The organism is Amphritea opalescens (assembly GCF_003957515.1).
In the GTDB taxonomy this organism is placed as follows: domain Bacteria; phylum Pseudomonadota; class Gammaproteobacteria; order Pseudomonadales; family Balneatricaceae; genus Amphritea; species Amphritea opalescens.
Genome location: NZ_RQXW01000009.1, coordinates 1 through 20118, shown reverse-complemented (window position 1 = coordinate 20118; position 20118 = coordinate 1). Strand labels below are relative to the sequence as shown.

19 protein-coding genes are annotated in these 20118 nt (G+C 49.6%); 6 read left to right on the top strand and 13 right to left on the bottom strand.

Features of this window, described 5'->3' with window-relative positions; translation table 11 throughout:
* The first annotated feature begins 82 nt into the window (after positions 1 to 82).
* Entirely contained in the window at positions 83 to 517 is a 435-nt protein-coding gene (locus tag EH243_RS11240; protein WP_126158762.1) for a YchJ family protein, read from the top strand.
* A gap of 179 nt (positions 518 to 696) precedes the next feature.
* Complete coding sequence (locus tag EH243_RS11235) at positions 697 to 3369, top strand: DUF349 domain-containing protein (RefSeq protein ID WP_126158761.1); 2673 nt, start codon at positions 697 to 699, stop codon at positions 3367 to 3369.
* An 89-nt stretch (positions 3370 to 3458) separates the two neighbouring features.
* Here EH243_RS11235 and phbB read toward each other — a convergent pair whose 3' ends face one another.
* From phbB to EH243_RS11170, 13 genes are all read right to left on the bottom strand, one after another.
* Complete coding sequence (gene phbB / locus EH243_RS11230) at positions 3459 to 4208, bottom strand: acetoacetyl-CoA reductase (RefSeq protein ID WP_126158760.1); 750 nt, start codon at positions 4206 to 4208, stop codon at positions 3459 to 3461.
* A 278-nt stretch (positions 4209 to 4486) separates the two neighbouring features.
* The gene (locus tag EH243_RS11225; RefSeq protein ID WP_241235066.1) at positions 4487 to 5815 is read right to left on the bottom strand and encodes an MATE family efflux transporter; all 1329 of its coding nucleotides are present in this window, start codon (positions 5813 to 5815) and stop codon (positions 4487 to 4489) included.
* A gap of 143 nt (positions 5816 to 5958) precedes the next feature.
* Entirely contained in the window at positions 5959 to 6150 is a 192-nt protein-coding gene (locus EH243_RS11220; protein ID WP_126158759.1) for a 2-hydroxymuconate tautomerase, read from the bottom strand.
* 24 nt (positions 6151 to 6174) lie between these two features.
* Positions 6175 to 6768 (bottom strand): antibiotic biosynthesis monooxygenase, encoded by a 594-nt coding sequence (locus EH243_RS11215; protein ID WP_206441597.1) that lies wholly within the window; start codon positions 6766 to 6768, stop codon positions 6175 to 6177.
* A gap of 17 nt (positions 6769 to 6785) precedes the next feature.
* Positions 6786 to 7592, bottom strand: a complete 807-nt coding sequence (gene dmpH / locus EH243_RS11210; RefSeq protein ID WP_126158758.1) for a 2-oxo-3-hexenedioate decarboxylase — start codon at positions 7590 to 7592, stop codon at positions 6786 to 6788.
* The gene (gene dmpG / locus EH243_RS11205) at positions 7592 to 8620 is read right to left on the bottom strand and encodes a 4-hydroxy-2-oxovalerate aldolase (RefSeq protein WP_126158757.1); all 1029 of its coding nucleotides are present in this window, start codon (positions 8618 to 8620) and stop codon (positions 7592 to 7594) included. Before dmpG ends, dmpH begins: the two co-directional genes overlap by 1 nt.
* A 15-nt stretch (positions 8621 to 8635) precedes the next feature.
* The gene (locus tag EH243_RS11200; protein WP_126158756.1) at positions 8636 to 9547 is read right to left on the bottom strand and encodes an acetaldehyde dehydrogenase (acetylating); all 912 of its coding nucleotides are present in this window, start codon (positions 9545 to 9547) and stop codon (positions 8636 to 8638) included.
* 45 nt (positions 9548 to 9592) lie between these two features.
* Positions 9593 to 10378, bottom strand: coding sequence for a 2-oxopent-4-enoate hydratase (dmpE, locus tag EH243_RS11195; protein ID WP_126158755.1), 786 nt, complete (start codon positions 10376 to 10378; stop codon positions 9593 to 9595).
* Between the two features lie 25 nt (positions 10379 to 10403).
* Positions 10404 to 11864, bottom strand: a complete 1461-nt coding sequence (locus EH243_RS11190) for a 2-hydroxymuconic semialdehyde dehydrogenase (RefSeq protein ID WP_126158754.1) — start codon at positions 11862 to 11864, stop codon at positions 10404 to 10406.
* Positions 11865 to 11931: 67 nt separating this feature from the next.
* A complete protein-coding gene (locus EH243_RS11185) occupies positions 11932 to 12855 on the bottom strand; it encodes a catechol 2,3-dioxygenase (protein WP_126158753.1) in 924 nt (307 codons plus the stop codon).
* Positions 12856 to 12894: 39 nt separating this feature from the next.
* Positions 12895 to 13233 carry a 2Fe-2S iron-sulfur cluster-binding protein gene (locus EH243_RS11180; RefSeq protein ID WP_126158752.1) on the bottom strand — a complete coding sequence of 113 codons (339 nt, stop codon included), beginning with the start codon at positions 13231 to 13233 and terminating at the stop codon, positions 12895 to 12897.
* Positions 13234 to 13674: 441 nt separating this feature from the next.
* The gene (locus EH243_RS11175; protein ID WP_206441596.1) at positions 13675 to 14463 is read right to left on the bottom strand and encodes a DODA-type extradiol aromatic ring-opening family dioxygenase; all 789 of its coding nucleotides are present in this window, start codon (positions 14461 to 14463) and stop codon (positions 13675 to 13677) included.
* Positions 14464 to 14606: 143 nt separating this feature from the next.
* The gene (locus tag EH243_RS11170; protein WP_126158751.1) at positions 14607 to 15032 is read right to left on the bottom strand and encodes a DoxX family protein; all 426 of its coding nucleotides are present in this window, start codon (positions 15030 to 15032) and stop codon (positions 14607 to 14609) included.
* A gap of 112 nt (positions 15033 to 15144) precedes the next feature.
* On the opposite strand from EH243_RS11170, the gene EH243_RS11165 reads away from it, so the two are divergent.
* From EH243_RS11165 to EH243_RS11150, 4 genes are all read left to right on the top strand, one after another.
* Positions 15145 to 16044, top strand: coding sequence for a LysR family transcriptional regulator (locus EH243_RS11165; protein ID WP_126158750.1), 900 nt, complete (start codon positions 15145 to 15147; stop codon positions 16042 to 16044).
* 59 nt (positions 16045 to 16103) lie between these two features.
* Positions 16104 to 16817, top strand: a complete 714-nt coding sequence (locus EH243_RS11160) for a 16S rRNA (uracil(1498)-N(3))-methyltransferase (protein WP_126158749.1) — start codon at positions 16104 to 16106, stop codon at positions 16815 to 16817.
* Positions 16818 to 17066: 249 nt separating this feature from the next.
* On the top strand, positions 17067 to 18098 hold the full coding sequence (locus EH243_RS11155) for a Fe(3+) ABC transporter substrate-binding protein (RefSeq protein ID WP_126158748.1): 1032 nt from the start codon (positions 17067 to 17069) through the stop codon (positions 18096 to 18098).
* 83 nt (positions 18099 to 18181) lie between these two features.
* Positions 18182 to 19873, top strand: a complete 1692-nt coding sequence (locus EH243_RS11150) for an ABC transporter permease (RefSeq protein ID WP_126158747.1) — start codon at positions 18182 to 18184, stop codon at positions 19871 to 19873.
* Positions 19874 to 20118: the final 245 nt, after the last annotated feature.

Genomic DNA, 20118 nt, shown 5'->3' with positions numbered 1-20118 from the left:
ATGCTTTTGATCAATAGGTTTCATTTCTGTGCCCCTTATAATAGCCTATCAATAGTCGATTTCTATCTAAGCCGGAGCCCACATGCTTCATAACCATAAAGATACCACGCTTACCTGCCCTTGTGGCTCAAATAAGCCATTTTCATTCTGCTGTGAAGCCGCAATAGAGGGACATAAACCCGCCGCCACCGCCGAGGCGCTGATGCGTTCGCGGTACACCGCCTTTGTGCTTGGCGCCGTTGATTATCTAATCAGCAGCACCGCCGTTGAGCAACGCGATCCCGATGATGCCGCGCTGATGGCCGAACAGATTAAAGCGACCACCTGGACCGGCCTCAAGATCCTAAATACCGAAGCTGGCCAGCCGGATGATCAAGAAGGCGTGGTGGAATTTATCGCCCATTTTGAAACCAGTGAACAAAAAGCCGACCTTCACGAGCGCTCATATTTCCGAAAAGAGGACAATCATTGGGTTTACGTAGAAGGGGACGTCGAAATCATCAATAAGAATAAATAAAATTTACGTCGATAAATGACCGTAAAGCCCCACAGACAGGCAAACCGCCTTCAATGTCGCCTGACAGAGACATTTTTTCTTTTCTGTCAAGGCTTTTCCTGTACCGCTAAACGCCGGTAGAATACGGGCTTTTGCCACCAGTACTGCTTTTATAGAGTGGCCCTTGCAGGATCGATGTAATGTTTGCAAAGTTTTTTAAACCCCGTTGGCAGCACAATAAGGCCACTGTTCGTATCCGAGCGGTGCACCGTTTGAGCCCTGGTAACACCGAACATCGTGAGGTACTAGCCCGACTCGCTCGGCAGGATCAGAGTGTCGATGTCCGTTTAGCCGCGGTCGAAAAGATTGCCGCACCAGACCTTTTATCCGATATTCTAGCCCATGATGAAGACCCCGATATCCGGCGCAGCGTCGCCAAACGGATCTGTGAAATCATCCTCGACCCCGGCTATACCTATAGTCAGCAACATGAGTGTATCAGCTGTCTTCAGGATGAAAATATGCTCGCCCATATCGCCCTCAACAGTGAAAACTCAAAGTTACAACAGCAAGCGATACAGCGCATCAATGATCAGCACAGCCTTATCTCGGTCATCGTCAATGGCAACTGTACCCAGCTACGTCAATTGGCCGCTGAAAAACTAGAGTCGTCTGAACTGCTAGAGCAGGCCGCCAAGGCCATCAGAGGACGAGACAAAACTGTTTATCGTATTATCCGTAACAAACAGCAGCAGCAGCAGGAGCAAGCACGGCAGCAAGAGCAGCTGCTGCTACGTAAAGAGGAACTCCTCTGCAGCCTTGAACAGCTCAGTAGAACCGCTTACTTTCCCCTGTATAGCGCTAAGCTAGAAGCCCTCAGCCTTCAATGGAAGGCACTAACAGATGCTCATGATGCCAGCATGGATCAGCGTTATAAGGATCTGGTTGAATGCTGCCAAAGCACCCTTCGCGCAGAACAGATCAAAAACGAGCAGCAACAGGCTGAACAGCAAAAGATACACAGCCAAACCTTGCAACAAACTGCATTGCGGCAAAAACTGGAAGATACCGTTAACCGCTGCGCATCACTGATCGCCGGCGAACTCTTTGGCAAAGCCGACCTCGATGCAGAACAAAGTTGCTGGGACAATAACTGCACCGAACTACAGGAGATCGATGCAACCAAAGCCTCCGCTCTTATCAAACCACTGAAACAGCGCTTTGATCACTATCAGCAAGCCGGTCGTACGTGGTTGCAACACCAACAGGCCATCATAGCCCTATTGGACGCCGAACAGCCTGAGGCCGCAGAGAAGCCCCTGCTACTGAGCCAGCTAGAACAGATTGATCGATTCACTGAACAGCTCAACTGGCCTGACGATGTAAAATCGCCGGAACCGCTACAAAACCTTAAGCAGCAGCGCGAAACCCTAGTACAGCAGATTAATCTGCTAAAACGCGAACAACAACATAGCAATCAAGATCTGTCTGAGCTGCTAAATCAGCTAGAGCAACAGATCGACGCGGGTCAGATTAAACGTGCGAGCCAATTAGAACAGAAAGCAGAAGCACAGTTCAGCGAGCTCAACGGCACACTGCCCAAATCGCTGCAGCAACGTTATAAAGGCTTACTCGCCCGTCTGATTGAGTTGAAAAACTGGCAAGGGTTTGCCGTATCAGCGAAGAAGGAAGAACTCTGCGAAGCGATGGAAGCACTGATCGGCAGCACCACTGAGCCTCCGCTCCTAGCGAAACAGATCAACGCATTGCAGTTACAGTGGAAAGCACTCGATAGCGGTGACCCTCTGCACTCCCATAAAGTCTGGCAACGCTTTAAAGCCGCGTCCGATCAAGCCTATTCTCCTTGCGAACAGTACTTTCGGGTGCAGAAACAACAGCGTACCGATAATCTCAAAAAGCGGATTAATCTGGCCGCCGAGTTAAGTAATTTCCTCGAACAAGTAGACTGGGAACAGGCCGATTGGTCACTGATCGAACAGGTCAGCCGCACCGCTAAACGAGAATGGAAAGAGTATGCTCCCGTCGACCGCACCCCAGGCCGTCAAGTACAAACCGAATTTAACGCCCTGTTAAAGCAGATCGACCATAAGATTTCAGCCCATCGCGATCAGGTCGCCGGCGAGAAAAAAGCCTTATTAGAACAAGCCGAGCAACTGCTATTGGAAGATAATATCTCCACCGCAGCGGCCGACATTAAAAGGCTGCAGAAACGCTGGAAAGAGGTTGGCAATACCTTCCATAGCGTTGAACGTGAGCTTTGGCCTGCCTTTCGTCATGCCTGCAATCTGGTGTTTGAAAAACTCAACCAACAGCAGAAAATCCATAAACCGGCCCATTCAACCACCGAAAAGAATGATTCATTAGCACTGGTCGATAGCCCCGCCTATCAAGCCTTGTTAAGCCGTATCGCGTTATGTGATCAGTTGGAAAACTTTATTCAAGATGGCACGCTCGATCAACTCGCGCTCGATGAGATTGAAGCGGCTTGGGCGCAGTGCGGTGCGGTCGATAACGACTTCGGCCCTCGCATCAACGCCCGCTACGAACGTTTATTGGCCTACATCTCCGGCGAGATAGAGATAGAAGACTTACTAGCGATCACCGAAAAGTCATTACGCCAACTCTGTATTCGATTGGAAATCCTACTGGGGCTAGAGTCACCCGAACAGGATCAAAGCCTACGCATGGAATATCAGATGGATCGGTTACAACAGGCCCTGGAACAGCGCCAAACGTCAACCGATAATAACGACCTTAAACAGCTCGAACTGGAGTGGCAGTGCCAACCCTTAACATTGCAACATGAAGCACTGCAGATCCGCTTCTATAGCAACCTTCAGCAAGTAAGCTAAGCCGCGATAATCGATGCTTCAACACTAGCATTCTATGACTGGCACAAAAAAACCCGCAATGGCGGGTTTTTTTATCAGCTGAAGACAGCTTATGACATATGCTGACCACCATTAATGGAGAAGTCAGAACCGGTGACATAACCACAATCATCACTGGCCAGATAAGAGACCGCTTTACCAATCTCTTCAGGTGCTCCTAGACGACCGACAGGCACTTGACGAATAATCTTCTCAAGCACCTCTTCAGGAATCTTAGCAACCATGGGCGTCATAACGTAACCGGGAGAAACAGTGTTAACCGTCACACCTTTAGCGGCTACTTCCTGCGCTAATGCCTTAGTGAAACCGTGAATACCCGCTTTAGCCGCGGAGTAGTTACACTGACCAAACTGGCCTTTCTGAGCGTTGACTGAGGAGATATTGACAACCCGACCCCAACCTTTATCCAGCATTGGATTAATCACTAGACGGGTCATATGGAACATTGAATCAAGGTTAGCAGACAGCACTTCGTTCCATTGCTCCCAACTCATCTTGCGGAACGTACCATCACGGGTAATACCCGCATTATTGACAAGGATATCAACACTGCCGCCGGCAACTTCTTCTACCGTTTTAATACAGGCAGCACATGACTCTTCATTGGTAACATCGCCATAGGCGACCAAAATATCGTAACCATCCTTTTTTTGCTCTGCTTGCCAAGCTTTGGCTTTTTCATGATTGCCGCCGGAGTTATAACCTGCAACAACCTTGACGCCTGCGTCAGCCAATGCCCGACAGATGGCGGAGCCAATACCACCAGTACCTCCTGTAACTAGAGCAATTTTCTGTGTCATGCTCGTGTCCCCTTTGCTTTTTGAGAGTTAATTGTTTCGAGTCGTTGTTTAGCGTTGTAATTATTATGTTATCGACACCGATCATATAGCGAACCGATCAGCGTGATAATATGACTTTGGTTGAGTACTCAATACTACCACCATGATTAAGTCATACTCAGCACGTAACAGCAGTTAGATCAACTATTAAACAAACGTTTGATCTAGCTCAAAAGCTTATCGTTGCTTCCTTACGGCCTAATGACAACATACAACTTATTTTACTGAAGTCAAAGCCTTTACAGACGCTTCAGATGTCGCTGCATCCACCAGTAAGCCATTGCTGCGGTGCACATATTTGCGATCACGAAACCAATAAACATCCCCTGTAAATCAGCCAAATAATTGCCTAATAACCCTAAGGGAACATAGAGACAAAATAACCGAAAGATACTGATTCGCATCGCTCTAATCGGTTGATGTAAGGCATTGAAGCTCGATGCAGTCAAAAAAGTCACCGCCTGAAAACCAAAACCTAAAGGCACAATCAAAATCCATAAGCCAATCAAACTGATCACCGAATCGTTGTCGCTGAACAGTGAACCAATCCCACCAGCAAACAGCAGCAACAAGAGATAGACAGCGGCCTGCCATAGCAACGCAAATTTGACTGCCGCCAGATAAGCCCCCCGCACACGGTCAACATAACCACGGCCAAAGTTCTGACTAATAAAGGGCGGCAGGGTCATTGAGAGCGCCAAGTTGGCCAGTAACGAAAGAGACTCAAGCCGACTCCCCACCCCGAATGCCGCCACCGCTTCAGGCCCGTGGGTGGCCACAATCGCCGTCATAATCGCCGCAGCGATAGGTGTCATCATATTGGACAATGCCGCCGGAAAACCGATTTTCATCACCATCATCCAGTGTTGCAGCGCAACAGACACCGACTCAATCCGCAGTACTAATAAACCTTTATTAAAATAAAGATTCCATAAAGCAAACACCGCGGTTAAGCCCCAGGCAATGCAACTGGCAATCGAAGCCCCCTGAATCCCTAATGCAGGCACCGGCCCCCAGCCAAAAATCATGATGGGATCGAGTATAAAATTGAGTAGTGATGAGATGCCCATCAATAATGCCGGAGAACGAGTATCGCCACTGGCCCTTAAAGAGCTATTAGACACCATAATCAAGACATAGAAAACCGCCCCACCAAACCACACCGACATATATTGATCGATATACGGCAGTAGATCGTCACCGGCACCGAGCAAGCGGAACAGTGGATCGATCATCTGAGTGGCCAGTACGGCAATCGTGACCATCAACAGAGTGGTCATCAATAGATTATCGGTGGTTAGCTGCCGGGCACCGGATTCGTTACCCGAACCTATCAACCTCGCGATAGTGGCGGAAGTGCCGATACTCAAGCCGATCGATAGGCTGATCACCGTAAATGACACGGGAAAGGTAAAGCCCAAGGCGGCGAGTTGGTGGGTGCCCAACTGACTAACAAAATAACTATCGGCAATATTAAATAACATCAGACTGACGATACCGAGCATCATCGGTAGCGTCATTTTAATCAGGGTAGGTCGGACCTCATCGTTCAGCAGATCAGATTTCACTCAATACCTTTATACATAAGATTAAAATAGCCGCCATCATACCTCTACCCGCTCAAGGGTGCTATGTGTCATCAACCCTGTAGTCATCAGTAAAGGGGCATAAAAAAACCTCCCGTAGGAGGTTTCAGCAGATGAAGATGGAACTATTTGCCCATTTTTTTAGCCGACTGGCCCGCAATACCGAAGTGCTGCTTAGGCATCTCGTTAATCAATACCCGAACACTTTCGATAGGCGCACCCAGAGAACGCACCAAAGCATCGCTCACTTCCGCGATCATCCGCTCTTTCTGTTCATCGGAGCGTCCTTCCATCATATTAACCGTCACGATAGGCATGCCGTTTTCCTCTTGTTAATCGCCCTATTTAGGCCCCTGACTAAACAGCCAGGATTGCAGCAACCGGGTCACGCGGGGCATCACGATATAGGTCAGCAGTAATACCTGTAACAGCACAATCACCACCGATCTCAACCATAGATCGAGACTATTAAGAAAGGGCCCTAACAGCACATTGATCGCCATCACTAAGGCATACACCACCACTAATAACACGCATGTCATTTTGTGGGGTGAAGGCTTGCTCACCGGCAGCTCAGGCAGGTCAAACCAAAACTCGAGTCCGGTACCCCGCTGTACCTCAGGCTCCCCCTCGATGATTGGCTCAAGTTTTTTGAGCCACTTCCGGCGTACCTCTGAATTCTCCCAGTTTTGACAATTTTTGTAGTTATCAAAACGGTAGATCAGCACATAGCAGTTACCGGTAGAGGCAGAGGGGCGCAGCACATTACTCCCCTGATGACCGGGATAGACAGACGCCTCTTCAACAACGTCTGAAACCCACTGTTCAAAGTCCGCTTCTTTCCCCGCAATCACCTTACGGGAGATACTGACAGTGACTGGACCTTCCTGACCGGGTTCGGTCAGTTGTTGTTCAATACCCGTTTCGCCCGTCACTGTCACACCTCAGTTAATTACACAAATTTACCACTGATTGTACCCAGATCCTGATAACGAACACAAAAAGAATCGCCTTTGTTCACCTGAACCGCCGCAGTAATGGCACCGATCATCACGAAAGAACCAGCAGGCAGCTCTTCGCCGCGCTCACCCAGCATATTCGCCAGCATCGCGACAGAGGAAGCTGGATGCCCTAACACCGCCGCGCCAGCACCGACTTCAACCACTTCGCCGTTGATCTCCATGACCACGCCAAGGGTTTTCAGATCAAGATCCGCTACATCCGCCATCCGACCACCGGTGATAAACCGAGTCGAAGAGGAATTATCGGCAATCACCGATTTCAGATCGAATTTAAAATCTTTATAACGTGAATCGATCACTTCAACGGCCGGCATCACAAAATCAGTTGCCCGTAGCACATCACCAATATGGATACCCGGTCCTTTCAACGGCGCTTTAGTGACAAATGCCAACTCCGCCTCGATCTTAGGGTGAATCAGTTCGTCGTGCTTAATTTCACCACCGTCGGGCACGGTAAAGTAGTCTGCGAGGAAACCATAGCAAGGATGTTCAACGCCCATTTGGGACATTTTTGCCCAAGAGGTCAGACCCATCTTCATACCGACAATTTTATTGCCACGGGCTTCTTTACGGCGACGAATTTCCCACTGGATATCAAATGCATCCTTATAGGTCATATCGGGATAGTCATCGGTGATCTTAGTCACTTCATACGCTTGTAGCTCGGCATTTTCTAGATGTTCCGCTAGCTCTTCGATCTGCGTTTGTGACAGCTTATTCTCATTTACATCGGACATTAAATTAACCCCTTCTCTTTGGCCATGGTCAGCGCCAAATCTTCAATCATATCTTCTTGTCCACCGACAGTGCCGCGACGGCCCAGTTCCACCAGCAGGTCTCGTGCTTGAATGCCATACTTCGCTTCTGCGCGTTTAGCGAACAGCAGGAAGGATGAGTACACACCGGCATAACCCAATGTCAGCGCATCACGATCCAGTCGAATCGGGTGATCCATCAGAGGCACCACTAAATCTTCCGCCACATCCATGATGCTATAGAGATCGATACCGTGATCCGCCCCCATACGATCCAACACAGCGACCAGTACTTCCAGTGGCGTATTACCCGCCCCTGCGCCTAAGCCTGCTACCGAACCATCGATACGGATAGCACCAGCATCAATCGCCGCTAATGAGTTAGCGATCGCCATGCCCATATTGTGATGACCGTGGAAACCGACTTCGGTGGTTGGGTTTAATTCTGCCCGCAGTAGACCGATTTTTTCAGTCACTTCATCCGGCAACATATAACCGGCGGAATCGGTGCAGTAGATACAGTTAGCACCATAGGATTCCATCAGGCGCGCTTGTTCCAGAATTTTTTCTGGGCTAGCCATGTGAGCCATCATCAAGAAGCCAACGGTGTCCATCTCTAGCTTGGCCGCTAAGCCAATATGCTGTTCGGTCACATCTGCTTCAGTACAGTGAGACGCGACACGAATAGTGTTCACGCCGAGATCATTGGCCATGCGCAGATGATCAACCGTTCCGATCCCCGGCAACAGGAGTGCAGAAACCTTAGCGTTTTTCAGTTTGGGAATCACCGCACCGAGGTATTCTTCATCGCTGTGGGCGGGGAAACCGTAGTTAACCGACGCGCCACCGAGACCATCACCATGAGTTACTTCGATCAGCGGCATGCCAGCTGCATCTAAGCCGGTAGCGATAGCAACCATCTGTTCCAATGAGATCTGATGACGTTTCGCATGCATACCATCACGCAGACTCATGTCGTGGAGTACTACTTTTTTTCCGTTCAAGTTCATTCTCTTTTCCTCCACTTAGCCGCGTGCTGGCAGGGTAATATTGCCGTTATTCGCTTCTTCAGCGAACATCTCAGCCGTACGTAAACCCGCCGCTGTCATGATGTCTAGGTTGCCGGAATACTTCGGCAGATAATCACCGAGTCCTTCAACTTCCATAAACATAGAAACACGATTGCCATCAAAGACAGGGCCGTTCACCAAACGATAACCCGGCACATATTTCTGCACCTCTTTCACCATCGCCTGTACCGATGCTGTGATTGCTGCTTGATCCGGCTCGCTTTCAGTCAGACAGTGGACGGTATCACGCATCAATAATGGCGGTTCAGCCGGATTGATAATGATGATCGCTTTACCCTGTTTAGCACCGCCAACCTTCTCCACCGCACTGGCGGTGGTTCGGGTGAACTCATCGATATTTTTGCGGGTACCGGGGCCAGCCGATTTAGAGGAGACCGTGGCGATAATTTCGCCATATTCAACCGGCTGTACTTGAGAGACCGCCGCAACCATTGGAATCGTCGCTTGGCCACCACAGGTCACCATATTGACGTTCATCTCTAGTTCTTTCGCGTGTTGCACCAGATTCACCGGCGGCACACAGAAAGGGCCGATCGCAGCAGGCGTCAGGTCGATCATAATCACGCCTAGCTCATTCAGCTTGCGGCTATTTTCGGCATGAACATAAGCCGAGGTCGCATCAAACGCCACTCGAATATCATCTTCAATAATGTGGGGTAACACACCATCCACACCTTCAGCGGTGGTTTTAATACCCATTGCTTGCGCCCGTTTAAGACCGTCGGATTCAGGGTCGATACCCACCATCCAAACCGGCTCGACCCACTCGGAGCGTTTTATTTTCATTAACAAATCGGTGCCGATATTACCCGGCCCAATAATCACTGCTTTTAATTTCTTACTCATTCTTCTCACCTTCAGCTCTGTTGATGGTTTCCCAGTCACTGGTCGTTAAACAAACCGGACCGATGCAGAACCGATACCACCAATAGATACACTCATAAAGTCACCGGCCTGAACAGGCTCTAACGGTACTAATGAACCGGACAGAATCACTTCACCCGCTTTCAGTGGAATACCAAAGTGCCCAAGAGTATTCGCCAGCCAGGTCACACAATTAACCGGGCTACCCAACGCCGCAGCACCCGCACCGGTGGAAATAATCGAACCGTTCTTCTCAACCACCATACCGCAAGTCGACAGATCGACTTTACGGGGATCAACGGCTTTATCACCCAGAATAAACAGGCCACAGGACGCATTATCCGCTACGGTATCCTGAATCTTGATATTCCAGTTCTCGATACGCGAATCCACCACTTCAAAACAAGGCAGCACACAATCGGTTGCGGCCAGCACATCTGCATTCGTGATGCCTGGGCCTAAGAGATCCTTTTTCAGAATAAAAGCGATCTCACCTTCGGCTTTTGGCTGCATCAACTTCTCGCTGATCGGCATCTCTTGACCTTCAGAGTAAGCCATCGCATCAGTCAAGAAACCAAAATCCGGTTGACCGACTTTCAGCATGTTCTGCACGGCTTTTGATGTAAGACCGATCTTTTTACCGATGATTTTTTCACCGGCGGCGACGCGACGTTCGATCATGCGCAACGAAATGGCATAGGCGTCTTCAATAGTGATGTCGGTAAAGCGTTCGGTAAAAGGACGTAGCGTATGACGCTGGGTCATCGCCTCATATAACTCATCGCCGCACAGTAGTATCTGTTCTTTATTCATCATGATTCTCTATTTAGTCAAACGGTTACAGCTTGATGCAGACATTTTTCAATTCGGTATAAAACTCCAAACCGTGTACCCCGCCTTCACGGCCAATACCCGATTCTTTTGCTCCACCAAACGCCGTACGCAGATCCCGCAGGAACCAGCTATTAACCCAAGCGATACCCACATCCATCGCCTCAGCGACGCGGGAAGCACGGGACGAGTTTTCCGTCCAGATCGCCGCCGACAAACCGTATTTAGTATCATTTGCTAGTTCGATGACTTCGTCTTCCGTATCAAACGGACGAATATGGCAGCAAGGGCCAAAGATCTCTTCGTTGACCACCCGAGCATCATCCGCAAGGCCGGTCCAGATAGTAGGTTCAACCCAAGCACCAGCATTCAAGGCATCACCCATCTCAGGCACACCGCCACCCGTGACAACCGTGGCGCCCTCTTCGACGGCTAAACGGTAGTAGGACAACACTTTTTCTTTATGTTCTTGGCTGACCAGCGGGCCAAAATCGACAGAAGCATCTTCAGGCACACCCAATTTAAGCTGTTCAACACCGGCTTTTAACCGCGCCACAAACTCATCAAAGATAGGTCGTTCAACATAGATGCGTTCAGTACCTAAACAGACCTGACCACAGTTAACGAACGCCGAACGCATGGTGCCTTCAATCGCTTTATCCAGATCGCAATCCGCAAAAACAATCCCAGGGTTTTTACCACCACACTCCAGTGAAATATTCCGCAGGCCAACCGAGGCCGCACGCATAATGGTTTCGCCGGTGCGAGTCTCACCAGTAAAGGTAATCGCATTTACATCGGGGTGTGCGGTTAAGAAAGCACCCGCCGAATCAGGGCCGAAACCATGCACCACGTTATACACACCTTCAGGTACACCACACTCGTTCATCACTTCGCCGAGCAGGGTTGCTGTTGCCGGTGTTTCTTCCGACGGTTTCACTACCACAGCATTACCACAGGCCAGTGCTGGGCCTACTTTCCAAGTCATCAGCAGCAGCGGCAGATTCCATGGACTGATCACCGCGATCACCCCTTTAGGGGAACGGTGACCATAGTTCAGCGCACCACGACCATCCGGTGTATCCAGCTTGTAAGCTTCGGTCGGGTGATTAGCGAGGGTTTCAGAGAACGCTTTAAAGTTCGCCGCGCCCCGAGGAATATCGATGTGCGATGCAATTTTGTGAGGTTTACCGGTATCTTTACATTCAGCATCAAGAAACTCATCAAAACGTTCATTGATGCGATCTGCCACTTTATCCAGTAATGCAATACGCTGCGCTTGGGTCATTTTACCCCAAGGGCCTTTCATGGCCGCTTTAGCCGCTGCAACAGCGGCGGCCACTTCTGGCTCACCCGCTTCATGTACCTGACCCAGTAGACTGTTATCCACCGGGTTACGATTTTCAAAGGTTTTACCGCTGGCGCTGGTAACAAATTCGCCATTAATAAAGTTCTTAAATTCTTTCATTCTCAAGCCTCGGTGAAAATAACAATGGTCAAGTAATCAGCTGCCCAACCTAGGGCAGCGCATCAAATCAGGTAAGCACGCTTAGGAAGCGTTCATTCAGTACACGGTCATGGTAGAAAATCGCCTTACCTAGATCTTCAGCTTTCCAAGTGATCGGTTCGTGATCGGGATAGTGATAATCACCACCACAGAAAACCTCGTTACGGTTACCCGATGGATCAAAGAAATAAATGGTCTGGCCGTGAGTCAAGCCGTGACGGGTTGGGCCAATATCGATAGACGTATTGGTCATGGAGATCAAATCTGCGGCACGCAATACGGCTTCCCAAGTTTCGAGGAAGAAGGATGCGTGATGGAATTTATTCGGTTCAGGACAATCGATAAACGCCACATCATGAGCTTTCATGCCGACGGTCAAGAAAACCGCCACCCGGCCACCTTCAGGGTCGACTACCTGTTCGGCCAGTTCAAAGCCCAGCACATCACGGAACAGCACATAGGTTTCTTCAATGTTCGGCCCATACAGCAAGCAATGATCGAAGCGGCTCGCTTTCATCCCTTTCAAGCCTCGCGGCCAGGCTTCTGGGTTAACGCTAGAGATACCCCATTTACCGGTTTGCTCTTTCTCAGCAAACAGATCAAAGTTATGCCCGGTTGGCGCGACAAAACGCACACGACGACCACAGCCACTCAGCTCGCCTTCGGGAATCTGTTCTACTTCACACCCATAGGCCACCAGCTCTGCTTCCAATTGTTCCAGCACTTCATTATTCAGCACTTTAAAAGCCATATGATCCATACCAGGCTTATCGGCTTCGCGTAGCACAACGGAAAACTTATCGACCTCAGTCCAGGCTTTCAGGTAAACACGCCCCTGATTATCGCGCTCAACTTCGATTAAGCCCATCAGATCACGATAATGTTCCAGTGCTTCTTCCATATCTAAAACCCGTATCTGCACATGACCGGGACGCATAACGCCATTTCTCATATTAACCTCTGCACTTACTGTTATTAGTATTTATTATGTTCATTCGTTTTGCTCAGCCGGTTTATCACCAGGTATCAAGACGGCATCACAGTGATCAGATTCAATCTCAAGGTCAGATCTCGGAAACACTCGGCAGGCAAGGGCAAAACCTTGCTGCAACTGATCCGCTGAACAGTGAACCTGACTCATCCGTTTCACTTCATACTCTCCACTGAGAATACGAATTTTACAGACACCGCAACCGCCACCCCGGCAACCCACATTAATCGCACCAGCGTTGCATCGCTCCATTCCCATCAGTAAGGCCTGATCTTCACTGCAGCTAAAGCTCAGCTGACGATTAACCACCTTGATCTGATGTATCAGCGAATCGGGCATAAGAGACTCCACACTTAACACTCGATGATTGCCCTAATGAATAAGCAAACACTGAGCCACTATCTCTGAAACAAAATTAACTTATTGTTTTATAAACACTTTCAATAAAAAATCAGATTAAAATAAAGATTCACCTCTCAAGAAAAGTGATCAAATGATTAATTTAAGCCGAGCCAAGTGATCATTTAATCAATTGAGCATCGACGCAATCGATCACTCTGATCAGTAAACCGACAACAGGACTCCGTCACTATAGGACAGTATTTGAAATATGCCCGCCACTCAGCCATCAATCTCAGCTTTTAACTCATACCTTTTAATTAAGCCTTTAAATTAAGCGTCTAAACGAAGCATCTAAATTAACCACGACAAAAAAGACGCAAAAAAGCCTGATCAATGTCAGGCTGCTTAGAAAGTGAGAGTGAGGCAGATCCGGTAGCATTACCGCCAGAGATAAGATTCCATCGATAGTGCACCGTACTGAATAGGGCTTTGCAGCACGGTAAGGTGATCAGCCGGATGACTGGCGCCCATGGCGATCAGTAATGGCAGATAATGGTCCGCCGAGGGGTGTGCCTGCGCAAAGGTCTCGGTTTCAAGATGCGGCTGGCATAACGCGGGAATATCTCGCTGCTGCACCTTATCGCGTGCCCATGCCTGAAACCGCTCGACATACCCAGCCGGTACCGCATGGTCGTCACGCACCATATCACGCAGGTTGTGGGTAAGACTGCCCGAGGCAATCACGGCGATATTTTGCGCCCGCAACGATGCCAGTGATTCACCCAGCTCAACTAACTGTGCTGGCGACAAGCTCACCGGCAGTGATAATTGCACCACTGGAATATTCGCCTTTGGCAGCAGAAAACGTAACGGCACCCAAGCACCGTGATCCAACCCACGTTGAGCATTCAGCGATACCTTGATATTTGCATCGTTCAGGCAGCGAACCACTTGCCCCGCTATCTCCGCACTACCCCGTGCAGGATATTGCAACTGATACAGCGCTTCGGGAAAACCGCCAAAATCATGGATGGTCTCAGGCTGTAACGCTGATGTGACTTCCGCCTCTCGCGTCATCCAGTGGGGTGAGATAATCACAACGCCCGCGAATCGTTCAAATTCAGGCGTGAGCTGCATCAAATGATCGCCCGCCTCTCCCGATTCGAGGGCCCACATGGGCGAACCGTGGCTAATAAACATCACCGGTGCTTTTTCTACTGTCATCATGAATTATCCTGAAAATAACGATACCCGCTGAACCTAGGGCAGCGGGCGGCAAACCATTTAGGCTTAGCCTCTTAATCGCATATATAGCTTGCTTTAATATGACCCATTCACCTGTTTTGGCTAACAGCCTCTCGCGGCTGCATTTAAACCGCGGGCTTCAACGACCGATCAATCTTGCGGTTTTCCGCCCACAACACCCAACGACCATTGCCTAACAAGCCTTGCACTAAGGATGCGACGATCAGAAACGCAGGATATTCCCAACCACCACCTGTATTACCAAAGCCCCAACCATTGGCTCCGTGTACCAGGACAATCGAACCAAGCAAAACCGGCACCAAGGCCAACGCTACCCAGCGAGCATAAACACCTAACACCAATGCGGTGCCACCGGCAATTTCAATCGCCATGGTCAGCGGCCCCATAAAAGCAGGCACCCCTAATGAGGCAAAGTAACCCGCGGTTCCATCTGGTGTAAACACCAGCAGCTTGAGTAAACCATGGGCTAGATACATCGCCCCCAGTGTGATGCGTAACAGTGTCGTTGCATATTCCTGTTGTGTATTCATTTTCTGTTCCTTAATCAAATCGGTGTTGTTTAGATGCGATGATTTTTGACCAAAGACAAAAAATAAACAATAATCCATTTTATATAAACATTGTTCGGATATATTTAACAATATGGATAAGCTCAACCTCATGACCTCCTTCATCTCTGTCGCAGAACAAGGCAGTTTTACCGCTGCTGCACGGCAACTGGGTAAAACGAAGGCATTGCTGAGCACTCATGTGTCGCAATTAGAGGAATGGCTGACAGTCCGACTGATTACCCGCTCGACCCGCAGCATGAAACTCACCGCCGAAGGTCAGAGTTACTATGAACAAGCGAAGAAAATAATCGATGATATCGCCACGCTAGAGGCTGAACTGCAGCACCAACACCGCACCTTAGTGGGTCGCTTACGGGTTGCCGCCCCCACCACCTTCGGTGAGCTGGTGCTGATGCCCTATATTGCTCAAATCATGGCAGCAAACCCCAACTTAAACATCGAGTTAGTGTTGAGTGATCGCTTTACCGATCTTATTGCTGAAGGCTTTGATGTGGGCATCCGTATTGGTCAAATGGAAGATTCTAACCTGATCACCCGTTCCGCTGGGTCACTAAAAATGATGCTCTGTGCCAGCCCCGATTATCTCAAGCGATACGGTGTGCCGGATAGCTTAGAACAACTGAATCAACTCCCCTGTGTTTATGACAGTAATCACCGAGCAGGTGCCAGCTGGAGTTTTCAAACAGAGCAAGGCTTGGTTGAGGTCCGCCCCACATTTGTTGTCCGTGTGAACAGCGCCCTCGCCGCCGCTAATATGGCCCGCAGCGGCACCGTCATGGCCTATTGTCCAGACTTTGCCATCAGCACAATGTTACAGACTGGCGAACTGGTCCCCGTATTAGTCAACACCTGCCAGACACAGATACCACTCAATATTATCTACCCGCATCGGCAGCACCTCTCAGCCAAGGTCAAAGCCTTTGCCGATGGCCTGATCGACTATATGTCGCAACAACCCACAGCAAGATAGATAACTTAAATAGGCTGCTTTAGAATGGCGAGCCTAAATTGACGCTACATTGGGATAACATGAATCTGATTCTGCTGTTTAAAAGTGATTTTATCGCCGCCGACACCGTTGTTATTAATGACCGCCGCTTCCACCATATCAAACAGTTTTATCAACCGGTGCAGGCGCAACAGTTAAAAGTAGGCTTGTTGGATGGAGAGATTGGCCAAGGCACGGTCACTCAACTTAGCGATCAATCGATTACCTTACAGGTTACATTAGATAAGCAACCACCCGCGCCACTACCACTCACCTTGATACTCGCGCTCCCCCGGCCAAAAATGCTCAAGCGCACCCTGCAAACCGTCACGAGTATGGGAGTGAAACAGATCTATCTAATCAACTCATACAAGGTTGATAAGAGTTATTGGTCAACGCCGGTATTACAAGAACACAGCGTCAATGAGCAGCTCTATCTAGGATTAGAACAGGCCGGTGACACACAACTGCCAGAGGTACACTTACGCAAACGCTTTAAGCCCTTTGTTGAAGATGAGCTCCCCGCCCTCATCAAAGACAGTCGCGCACTGGTAGCCCACCCCTATAACGCCGCTATCTGTCCGCCAGCAGAGGATATTAACACCACCCTCGCCGTCGGCCCTGAAGGAGGCTTTATCCCCTATGAAGTCGAAAAACTACAAGATGCAGGCTTTGCAGCGATTCATATCGGCCCTAGAATTTTACGGGTAGAAAACGCCGTGCCGGTGCTATTATCGCGGCTCTTTCCCGTTTAGCACCGTGGCTTAACTATGCTTCACTAGCCCTTTTCGACGCTGCCTTCTAATACTAAAGGGCAGCGATTTAACACTCAGTACCCTTAAAACCGGCAACGATAGAACACCGCGCTTAATTTAATTGAGAATCATACGCATTACCATTGACATTAAGCCTCTTTTAAATAAGAATAGTTCCCATTACCAATATTACAGATTAGTCATCTCTTGCGGCGTTATATAGCGTCCCACAGATCAGGTACCCCAATCATGCGAAATCATTTGAAAAAACTGGCCTTCCTTACACTCCCTCTCTCGATCGCAGCGCCCCATGTATCTGCTGCCGATGAAGTAAATATCTACTCTTACCGCCAGCAATTCCTGATTCAACCGATGCTAGACGCCTTTAGTGAAGAGACCGGCATTAAAACCAATGTAGTATTCGCCAAAAAAGGCTTGATTGAGCGCCTACAGCACGAAGGTAAAAACTCACCCGCTGATATCGTCCTCACCTCTGATATTGGCCCACTTTACGATGTCGTCGCCAAGGGTTTAACCCAAGCAGTCCACAGCGACGTGCTGGAAGAGAATATCCCTGCTCATTACCGTGATCCCAACGCTCACTGGTTTGGCCTAACAAGCCGTGCTCGACTGATCTACGCCTCTAAAGACCGCGTTGCACCGGGCGAGATTACCACCTACGAAGAACTGACCGATCCTAAATGGAAAGGCCGCATCTGTACCCGCAGCGGTAAACACACCTATAACCTGTCACTGATCGGCTCAATGATCATTCACCACGGTGAAGCCGAAGCAGAACAGTGGCTCGAAGGTTTAAAGGCCAACCTTGCCCGCAAACCACAAGGTAACGACCGTGCTCAGGTAAAAGCTGTTAAAGAGGGCGTGTGTGATCTAGCCCTAGGTAACTCTTACTACTTTGGCAAGATGCTCACTAACGAGCAGCAACCTGAACAGAAAGAGTGGGCTAATTCCGTTAACTTGGTATTCCCTAACCAAGAGGGTCGCGGCGCACATATGAGTATCTCTGGGGCTGCACTGACCAAATATGCACCGAACAAAGCAGCGGCGATCCAACTCATGGAGTTCCTCAGCCAAGCTAAAGCACAATCGATGTATGCTGAAGCGAACTTTGAGTTCCCTATCCGTCCAGGCACCAAGCGTTCAGCCCTGATTGACAAATACATGGGCGAATTCAAACAGGATGACGTCAGCCTGCAACATATTGCCGAATTACGTGCCGTTGCGGCACGCATGGTCGACAAAGTGGGTTTTGATAACTAAACCCGCCTAACGACATATTTGGACAATTCAAGATCAAAACGGTAGTCTGCGCGCTACCGTTTTTTGTTTAAGAAGACACAGCTATGCAGGCAGAGCACGCCATCCAAGAAATCCAGCAGCCCGCTTCAGCGCCTCAGCAGAAGAACTACCTGTTTGGTTGGTACAGTGGCACCTGGGGCGCAGCGCTCATGGTGGCGCTGCCGATCCTCTCTGTGTTCTATTTAGCGCTGTTTCCCAGCGAAAATATCTGGTCTCACCTCGCCGCCACAGTACTGCCGGTATATATCACCACAACACTGGCACTGATGCTCGGCGTCGGCGCACTGTCCGTCGCCACCGGCGTTTGTGGTGCCTGGCTCGTCACCATGTGTCGTTTCCCCGGCCGTCGGCTATTCGAGTGGGCGCTACTGCTGCCCTTTGCTGTTCCCGCCTATGTTATCGCCTATGTCTATACCGACCTGCTGGAATACTCCGGCCCGCTGCAGATAGCGCTGCGTGAACTGTTCGGCTGGCAAACCGCCCGCGACTACTGGTTCCCCGATATTCGCACCCTCGGGGGCGCGATCCTGATGCTATCGATGGTGCTGTATCCCTATGTTTATCTGTTAGCACGGGCATCATTTTTAGAACAATCGACCACCATCCATGATGCTAGCCGCACCCTTGGCTGCACACCGTTTCAAAGTTTCTACCGTGTATCGCTGCCCATCGCCCGACCTGCCATCGCCGTCGGCTTATCCCTCGTCTCGATGGAGACACTCAACGATTTTGGTACCGTGGATTACTTTGCTGTCAAAAGCATGAGCGCGGGTATCTACGATACCTGGCTAAATATGAGCAACTTAGGGGGCGCAGCGCAGATCGCCAGCCTGATGATGGTGTTTGTGGTCATACTGATCTCATTAGAGCGCCTCGCTCGGGCGAAACAGCGACAATTTAATAGCCCAGACCGCTATAAAGTGCTCACCGGTTATCGTCTATCGGGCTGGCGTGCTTGGGGTGCAACTCTACTCTGCGCCCTACCGGTCATCACTGGCTTTTTTATTCCTGTCTGGGTATTAGCTGGCTATGCACTGCACAATATCGATCAACTCTGGACTCTCGAGTTTTTCACCTATGCCAGTCACAGTTTTATACTATCGAGCAGCGCAGCCATATTAACCATTATGATCGCCCTCTTACTGGCGTATTCGAAGCGACTGCATAAAAACAAAAGCCTGAAGATAGCGGTGCAATTTTCCAGCCTCGGTTACGCAATGCCTGGGGCCGTATTAGCGATCGGGGTGATCATCCCATTAGCCGCGTTTGATAATACGATCGACAGCCTGATGGATCAGTTTTTTGGCATTTCCACCGGCTTGCTGCTGAGCGGCACTGCTTTTGCCGTTATCTTTGCCTACGTGGTGCGCTTTTTAGCCGTATCATTAGGCTCGGTCGATTCAAGCCTGAATAAGATTACCGAAAGCATGGACATGGCATCCCGCTCACTGGGGCTCTCCCCACTGCAAACCCTCCTCAAGGTTCACCTGCCGTTGATCAAAGGCGGCATCCTCACGGCTGCACTAGTGGTCTTTGTTGATTCGATGAAGGAGCTACCCGCCACCCTGATTTTGCGGCCCTTTAATTACGACACCTTGGCCACCTACGTGTATCAGTATGCTTCTGATGAGATGCTGGAAGCCTGCTCGCTGGCGGCACTTTTGATTGTGTTGGTGGGGATTATTCCTGTTATTCTGCTAAGTCGAACCATATCCGGCACCCGCGACAGCAATTGATCACCGCAAAAATTTGCGGGTGCCGTATTGTCTTGTGTGGGAGGCTCTTCTAGAGGCGATGGATTTTGATTTAACGCTGGTACGATTCTGGCAACGGTGCGGTTCGCGAAGCTCACCAAGCACCCTTGTATCTCTCAGCGATGGATGATTAGCTATCTCCATTGCAAAGAAGTCAGTCAGTTTGGGAGCACCCTTAGCACTTTGATGCTGTGCCGTAGATTAAACCTGACTTCTTTTTTCTCCAA

Excerpts from the sequence above, each read along its gene's own strand:
- EH243_RS11200 (WP_126158756.1), bottom strand. The coding sequence starts at position 9,547 with ATGAGTAAGAAATTAAAAGCAGTGATTATTGGGCCGGGTAATATCGGC.
- EH243_RS11235 (WP_126158761.1), top strand. The coding sequence starts at position 697 with ATGTTTGCAAAGTTTTTTAAACCCCGTTGGCAGCACAATAAGGCCACT.
- EH243_RS11155 (WP_126158748.1), top strand. The coding sequence starts at position 17,067 with ATGCGAAATCATTTGAAAAAACTGGCCTTCCTTACACTCCCTCTCTCG.
- EH243_RS11180 (WP_126158752.1), bottom strand. The coding sequence starts at position 13,233 with ATGCCCGATTCGCTGATACATCAGATCAAGGTGGTTAATCGTCAGCTG.
- EH243_RS11190 (WP_126158754.1), bottom strand. The coding sequence starts at position 11,864 with ATGAAAGAATTTAAGAACTTTATTAATGGCGAATTTGTTACCAGCGCC.
- EH243_RS11160 (WP_126158749.1), top strand. The coding sequence starts at position 16,104 with ATGAATCTGATTCTGCTGTTTAAAAGTGATTTTATCGCCGCCGACACC.
- EH243_RS11170 (WP_126158751.1), bottom strand. The coding sequence starts at position 15,032 with ATGAATACACAACAGGAATATGCAACGACACTGTTACGCATCACACTG.
- EH243_RS11165 (WP_126158750.1), top strand. The coding sequence starts at position 15,145 with ATGGATAAGCTCAACCTCATGACCTCCTTCATCTCTGTCGCAGAACAA.
- EH243_RS11175 (WP_206441596.1), bottom strand. The coding sequence starts at position 14,463 with ATGATGACAGTAGAAAAAGCACCGGTGATGTTTATTAGCCACGGTTCG.
- EH243_RS11220 (WP_126158759.1), bottom strand. The coding sequence starts at position 6,150 with ATGCCTATCGTGACGGTTAATATGATGGAAGGACGCTCCGATGAACAG.
- EH243_RS11150 (WP_126158747.1), top strand. The coding sequence starts at position 18,182 with ATGCAGGCAGAGCACGCCATCCAAGAAATCCAGCAGCCCGCTTCAGCG.
- EH243_RS11185 (WP_126158753.1), bottom strand. The coding sequence starts at position 12,855 with ATGAGAAATGGCGTTATGCGTCCCGGTCATGTGCAGATACGGGTTTTA.
- dmpG (WP_126158757.1), bottom strand. The coding sequence starts at position 8,620 with ATGAACTTGAACGGAAAAAAAGTAGTACTCCACGACATGAGTCTGCGT.
- EH243_RS11240 (WP_126158762.1), top strand. The coding sequence starts at position 83 with ATGCTTCATAACCATAAAGATACCACGCTTACCTGCCCTTGTGGCTCA.
- dmpH (WP_126158758.1), bottom strand. The coding sequence starts at position 7,592 with ATGTCCGATGTAAATGAGAATAAGCTGTCACAAACGCAGATCGAAGAG.
- phbB (WP_126158760.1), bottom strand. The coding sequence starts at position 4,208 with ATGACACAGAAAATTGCTCTAGTTACAGGAGGTACTGGTGGTATTGGC.
- dmpE (WP_126158755.1), bottom strand. The coding sequence starts at position 10,378 with ATGAATAAAGAACAGATACTACTGTGCGGCGATGAGTTATATGAGGCG.